Genomic DNA, 6,588 nt, shown 5'->3' with positions numbered 1-6,588 from the left:
GGGTAACCCGGCAGGACGCCGGGTTAGCCGTCCTGGGCCAAGGATGGCCCATGACGGCGGCCCACGGTCCAAAGCCGGAGTGAGGGCACACCGAGCCTAGGCGAGGTGCCGAGTGGTGGGGCAAGAGCCTTTTGGTTACTTTTGGGCTCCTTTCAAAAGTGACCCGCTGTAAGAGCGGAACCAATACAAGCCATCACCCAAAAACGGATATGCCCCCAAAAAGAAGCATCACCCATTAGCCAGCTCTTCCAGATGATCCATCAACTCCTGCGGCTTAAGCACCAACACATCACTGTCCACCGCATCCAGCACTACCTCCGCCGTATTCCCGATCAACGCCCCTGAAATCCCGGTGCGCGCCACCGTACCTATGATGGTCACCGCCGCCTGCCATTTGTGCGCCGCATGAGGAATCAACACATCCGCCGGCCCTTCCTCGATATGCAGATGAGTGTCGTCAATATCGAACTCCGCCTGAAACGCCTTGCACTGCTCACGATACCGGGCCTCGATCGTCTCCTTGAGCTGAAACACCGGATCCGCCGCCGACAGCATTGGCGACGGATGCGCACTGATCACATGCAACTGCGCCTTGGCCAGGCTCGCGATATCAAACCCATGATCAATGATCGCGTTATGCAACGCCTGATGCTCGGCATCAGAATTGCCCACATCGATGGCCGCCAAAATCACCCCGCCAGCCCAAGGCCTGGACGTCTTCACCAGCAGCACCGGAGTCGGGCAGTAGCGCATCAACTTCCAGTCGGCAGGCGTCAACAGCGCCTTTTTCAGCGGGCTGTCAGCGAAATGCTGCTTGACCACCAACCCACAACCCTCTGCCTGCTGCACGTCGATGATGGTTTCATGCAGGCTGTCATTCCACGCCTGTTCGGTGGTGACGCTGTAGCCATCCTCCTGCAAACCGGCCTTCAGCAGGCTCAACATCGCAGAATGCTCGTGCTTCTTGTCACACACCAACAAATGCAAATGTGCCCCGGTGACGCCGGCAATCAGCTTGGCGCGCTTGAGGGCCAGGCTTTCCGAATGCTCAGGCTCGATGACCACCAGGATGCTGCGTATGGCTTGCATGGTCGGGTTCTCCAAAAAAGGGTGGGCGTGGAACAACTATAGTTGCTGCCCGGCACACGTCATGTTGATGCACATCAAGCCCGGTAGCTGGCGGTCTGCGGCGCGGTCGGTATAATCGCCGGCCTTTTGTGAATCTTTGCCCGTGAGCCCGATGAACCTGCCAGAAATCCACGAATTCCTCGGTTGCCGCACCCCCGACGGCTGGGTCCAGGCCGCGTTGGCCGACCAGGAAACCCTGCTGATCGACCACAAGAACTGTGAATTCAAGGCCGCCAGCACCGCCTTGAGCCTGATCGCCAAGTACCATTCCCACGTCGACCTGATCAACCTGATGTCACGCCTGGCACGGGAAGAACTGGTGCACCATGAGCAAGTCATGCGCCTGATGAAGAAGCGCAAGATCGAGCTGCGCCAGCTGTCCGCCGGCCGCTACGCTTCGGGTTTGCGCAAGGTGGTGCGCAGCCATGAACCGGTCAAACTGGTGGATACCCTGGTGGTCGGCGCGTTTATCGAAGCCCGCAGTTGCGAGCGTTTCGAAGCACTGGTGCCGCATTTGGACGAAGAACTCGGCAAGTTCTATTTCGGCCTGCTGAAAAGCGAGGCCCGGCATTTCCAGGGTTACCTGAAACTGGCTTACCAGTACGGCGACGCCAAGGACATCGCCCAGGTCATCGACCGTGTACGCGCCGCCGAGCAGGAACTGATCGAGTCACCGGACGTCGAGTTCCGCTTTCACAGCGGCGTGCCAGCCTGACGCAACCGCTGCACCGAGCAACGCGGTGATCCCGGCGAGTATCAGGATCACCGCCTGCGTCCCCAGCGGCGCCGCCAGCAGTGCGATCAGCAAACCGGCCAGCGGCTGCGAGAGGTTGTTGAGCAAGGTCAGCACGCCCACCGTCTTGCCAAAGTCCCGGGCCGGGATTACCCGTTGTCGGACGCTGCGGATGTACACGTTGAACATCTTGTCGAAACCGGTCAGCAGCAGGAAACCCACGGCATAAGCCCACACATTCGGGCTGATGGCCGTGATCAACGCTCCCACGGCAATCATCGAATACGACAAACCGCCCAGCACCTTGAGCGGCAGGGAAGCGCGCGCCAGGAAAAACAGGATGGCGATGGTCACCAGCGCGCCGGCCGCCTGCAACCCGGCGTAGGTGTCCTTGCCGGCGGCGTATTGGCCAATGACCATCGCGGCGGAAGTGGCGAGGGTGACGCCGATGATCAGGTTCACACCCACCGCCAGGGCGATAATCCTTTTCAGCTCCGGCAGGTCGCGGATATGCCCGAAGGCAACGCGCAACGGCTGCAGCCAGATGTCGTTGTGCTGCTCGAAGGTTTCAAGATTGACCGTGGTGTGGCGTTGCCAGATGCGCATCGCCAGGTCCGCCAGCAGGAACAGCCCGGCAACCCCCAGCACGACCCAGTGCCAGGCCCAGACGCCCAACATCAGCGCGGCCACCAGGGGGCCCAGCACCAGCCCGGTCTGGTCGGCAATCTGCGAGTAGGACAAGGTCTTGGCGTAGGTGTAATGCTTGAAGATATGCGGCAGCAGCACTTCCCGGGCCATGATGCCCTGGGTGGTCAACACGCCGCACAGCGCCGAAAGCATGACAATCCAGTAAATCCCGTCGAACATTCCATACAGCAGCACCGCCGCCACGCACGCCAGCGCCCGGTACACCTGGCTGATATGCAGGACGCGCACGGCGGGGTATTTGTCGCACAACGCCCCGCACACCGGGAACGACAGGTACCGCGGCAAGGATTCGACAAAAAACGCCAGGCCCGCCCACGACACACTGTTGGTGGTCTGGAACACGATCAGCGGCACGATGAACAACAGAATCTGGTCGGCCAGGCGTGACAGAAACAACGAAATGAAGAAAGCCAGGTAATCCTTGCGCATGGTGTGCTCGTGTCCGTGAGTCAAATCGTCGTCAGTAGCCGGAGCCGGATTTATCCGTGAGATTGTGGCGCTCGTCGCCCTTGAGCGGCGGGTTGAATACGCTGACCAGCACCAGGTCCTGCTCCTTTCCGCCCCTTAGATAATGGCAGTCGTGTTGGTCCAGCGCATAAATATCACCGGGGCGGATCGGGTAGACGTTACCGTCCATATCTTCGACTTCACCCTCACCGGCGATGCAGTAGCAAGCCTCCAGGTGATTACGGTATTGCAGCAGCGACTCGGTGCCGGCACGTACGACGGTGTGGCAGACGGTATAACCCATCCCGTCCTTTTCCGTCAGCAACCGATGGCTGGTGCCAGCGCCCCATTCGACAAAGTGCGCGGTGTTTTCAATGTCTGATTTGTGACGAACGAACATGGTTTTCTCCCGCTATGTAGGTAGAGGGCCATGATTCTCTTGTGTTTGCGGTGTTGTCATCAGCGACACTTCCGAAAAGCGTGTGGGGCGCATCTGGCGGACGGTACCGAGTTAAAGACTGCGGTGAAACTGTTAAAAACTCTTAAAAGCATGAAGCTTCGTCGGCCAGTGATGGCCAGCTGCTTTAGTCTGCCGGCTTGCCACCTATAATGCGCACACTTCAATCCGCGCGTGCACTGGAAATTTATGGATAACTTGGGTCTCGGCAAGGTCTTGCTCGTGGAGGACGATGAGAAGCTGGCAGGGCTGATCGCCCATTTCCTGTCCCAGCATGGCTTCGAGGTGCTGGCCGTGCACCGCGGCGACCTGGCGCTGGCGGCGTTCCTGGAGTTCAAGCCGAAGATCGTCGTGCTCGACCTGATGCTGCCCGGCCAGAGCGGCCTGCATGTGTGCCGTGAAATTCGCAACGTGTCCGACACACCCATCGTGATCCTCACCGCCAAGGAAGACGACCTCGACCACATCCTCGGCCTGGAGTCCGGCGCCGATGATTATGTGATCAAGCCGATCAAGCCGCCTGTGCTGTTGGCTCGCCTGCGCGCCCTGCAACGTCGCCAGGCGCCGGAACCCACGGTGCGCGGCGCCCTTGAGTTCGGCCGCCTGGCCATCGACCGCAGTTGCCGGGTGGTGAGCCTGGGCGGGGAGAAGATCGACCTGACCACCATGGAATTCGAACTGCTGTGGTTGCTGGCCAGCGCCGCCGGGAAAATCCTCTCCCGCGATGACATTCTCAACCGTATGCGCGGTATTGCCTTTGACGGGCTCAACCGCAGCGTCGACGTGTACATCAGCAAGTTGCGCGGCAAGCTCAATGACAACCCCCGGGAACCGGTGTGCATCAAGACCATCTGGGGCAAGGGCTACCTGTTCAATCCGTTCGCCTGGGAGGTCTAGATGTTAAGGCTGTTTCTGCGTCTGTATATCATCCTGGCCATTGGCTTGGCCGGGGCGATCTGGCTGGTGAACTACACCTTCGATGAGCTGTTGCCGGAAGCCAACGAAACCTACAACCGCGAAGCCCTGCGCGGCCCGGCGTATGGGGTGGTGGAACAATTGCGGCCGGTGACGGGGGAAGCGCGCGCCGCCCGCCTGGCCGAGTTGCAACCGCACTATGGGCTGCGCCTGGCGCTGGTGCAGCGGGACAGGCTGAAACTCACCGAGCGTGAACAGCAACTGCTGGCCAGTGGCGAGTTGGTGGTGCGTGGGGATTTCATGGAGTTCATCTCCAACATCGACGGCGGCCACCAACTGCTGGAAATCAAACTGCCGGAAGAGCCCAAGTGGCTGTACATGTGGGCCTATGGCTTTCTCGGCCTGTGCCTGGCGATTGTCCTGTACTTCTGGGTTCGGCCCCATTGGCGTGACCTGGAGCATATCCGCCTGGCCGCGCAACGTTTCGGTGACAACGATCTCGGCTCGCGCATCCTGCTGCCGCGCCGTTCTACCGTGCGCGAGCTGGCGGGGCACTTCAACCAGATGGCCGAGCGCATTGAAAGCCTGATCGCCAACCAGCGCGAGTTGACCAACGCCGTGTCTCACGAGCTGCGTACGCCGATTGCGCGGCTGTCGTTTGAGCTCGACCAGCTCAAGCAACAGGCCGATCCACGGGAGAGCCGCGCACTGATCGCCGACATGTATGCCGACCTCGGCGAGCTGGAAGAAATGGTCTCGGAACTGTTGACCTACGCCAGCCTGGAACGCGGCGCCACGCAGATCACCCGGGAAAGCATCGAGGCCCACAGCTGGCTCGACAGTGTGATCGGCAGCGTCGCCCTGGAGGCCGAGGCGGCAGGCGTGCAGTTGCTGCTGCGCACCTGTGAAGTCGATTACGTCCGTATCGAGCCGCGCTTTATGGCACGGGCGGTGATCAACCTGTTGCGCAATGCAATTCGCTACGCCGACCGGCGCGTGGAAGTGTCGCTGGTGAAGTTTGGCACCGGCTATGAAGTACGGGTCAATGACGACGGGCCCGGTGTGCCGGTGGAAGGGCGAGGGAAGATTTTCGAGCCGTTCCTGCGCCTGGACGCCAGCCGTGACCGCCGCACCGGTGGCTTCGGCCTCGGCCTGGCGCTGGTGCGGCGGGTGTGCCAATGGCATGGCGGGCAGGTTGAAGTGCTGGATTCGGAGTGGGGCGGGGCATCGTTCCGGATGACCTGGGCGTATGCCGAGTAATCATCCAGGAGCCATGGAGATCAAATGTGGGAGCGGGCTTGCTCGCGAAGGCGGTGAATCAGTCGCCGGATACATTGACTGAAACACCGCCTTCGCGAGCAAGCCCGCTCCCACATTTTGATTGGATTACCAAAGTTAGAACGTGTACTCGACCATCCCCATCACCGACGTCTGCAAGCGTCTCTCCACAATCGGGCTTTGCCCGGCCTTGTCTGCCAGGTACTGCACATCCAACAGCGTCGAAAACTGTGTGTGTTCGCTGATCGGCAAGCTCCACACCAGATTCATCCCGTTGCTGATGTTGCCGCCGCTGGCCTTGTAGGCCTTGAAGCGACTCTGTGCGGCCTGGCCGGTGGTGACGCCGTACCAGGTCTGCAGGTAGTTGCTGTCGCCAAAATGGCTGCTGAGGCTGGCATCCAGCGAACCGTAGTCGCCGTCGTACAGGTTGGTGCCCAGGCTCAGCTCCAGGTGGGTGAACGCCTTGCCGGAATCCTTGTGATCATCCTCCTCAAGCGCATGCTCCAGGGTTGCGCCGAGAATCACCCCGCCCAGGTTATAGCTGCCACTGACACCCACCTGGGCGCGAGTCTTGATCTCGCCCATGCCCTTGAGTTTCTTCGAGCCCGGGCGCCCGGTCTTGCTTTCGTCCTTGCGTGAGCCGCTGGCGCCGACGTAGGCGCTGAAGCTCGCGCCGCCGCCGTCATAACCCCAGCCCAGGCCCTTGTCGGTGTCGAGGAAAATCCCCCACGGGCTGACGATGGCTGCGCCCAGCACCGGCGCGGTGACTCGCTCGTCGCTGCCGCTGTAGCGGGGCAGGTTGGCCACGCCGGCCTTGAGGGTGTATTCCCAGTCGTCGGCCAGCAGGGTGTCGGCGCTGGTCAGCAGGCACAGCGACGTCAGGGACAGGCACAGGTGTTTTGAACGCATGATGGTCTTCATG

7 protein-coding genes are annotated in these 6,588 nt (G+C 60.9%); 3 read left to right on the top strand and 4 right to left on the bottom strand.

The genetic code is table 11. The features are described from left to right. Window positions 1-228: 228 nt before the first annotated feature. Window positions 229-1,089, bottom strand: coding sequence for a universal stress protein (locus tag HX805_RS13430; protein WP_003217553.1), 861 nt, complete (start codon window positions 1,087-1,089; stop codon window positions 229-231). 151 nt (window positions 1,090-1,240) lie between these two features. Here HX805_RS13430 and HX805_RS13425 point away from each other — a divergent pair, with 151 nt between their 5' ends. Continuing rightward, entirely contained in the window at window positions 1,241-1,843 is a 603-nt protein-coding gene (locus HX805_RS13425; RefSeq protein WP_008431008.1) for a tRNA-(ms[2]io[6]A)-hydroxylase, read from the top strand. On the opposite strand, the gene HX805_RS13420 is transcribed toward HX805_RS13425, so the two are convergent. Continuing rightward, window positions 1,799-2,998: an MFS transporter gene (locus HX805_RS13420; RefSeq protein ID WP_087693019.1), complete on the bottom strand. Its 1,200-nt coding sequence runs from the start codon at window positions 2,996-2,998 to the stop codon at window positions 1,799-1,801. The genes HX805_RS13425 and HX805_RS13420 overlap by 45 nt on opposite strands. A 31-nt stretch (window positions 2,999-3,029) precedes the next feature. After that, window positions 3,030-3,416, bottom strand: coding sequence for an ectoine synthase (locus tag HX805_RS13415; protein WP_003217559.1), 387 nt, complete (start codon window positions 3,414-3,416; stop codon window positions 3,030-3,032). A 246-nt stretch (window positions 3,417-3,662) separates the two neighbouring features. Between HX805_RS13415 and HX805_RS13410 the strand changes: the two genes are divergently transcribed. Together HX805_RS13410 and HX805_RS13405 are read left to right on the top strand one after the other, a co-directional pair. Continuing rightward, complete coding sequence (locus HX805_RS13410) at window positions 3,663-4,370, top strand: winged helix-turn-helix domain-containing protein (RefSeq protein ID WP_003217561.1); 708 nt, start codon at window positions 3,663-3,665, stop codon at window positions 4,368-4,370. After that, window positions 4,371-5,648, top strand: coding sequence for an ATP-binding protein (locus HX805_RS13405; RefSeq protein WP_177116925.1), 1,278 nt, complete (start codon window positions 4,371-4,373; stop codon window positions 5,646-5,648). A 135-nt stretch (window positions 5,649-5,783) separates the two neighbouring features. On the opposite strand, the gene HX805_RS13400 is transcribed toward HX805_RS13405, so the two are convergent. Then, window positions 5,784-6,587, bottom strand: a complete 804-nt coding sequence (locus HX805_RS13400) for a MipA/OmpV family protein (RefSeq protein ID WP_177081874.1) — start codon at window positions 6,585-6,587, stop codon at window positions 5,784-5,786. Between the last annotated feature and the right edge of the window lies 1 nt (window position 6,588).

Origin of the sequence: Pseudomonas sp. G5001 (assembly GCF_013385475.1) — a bacterium.
Classification (GTDB): Bacteria; Pseudomonadota; Gammaproteobacteria; order Pseudomonadales; family Pseudomonadaceae; genus Aquipseudomonas.
The sequence above is the reverse complement of the archived record's forward strand: the minus strand, read 5'-3'. Positions and strand labels throughout refer to the sequence as shown.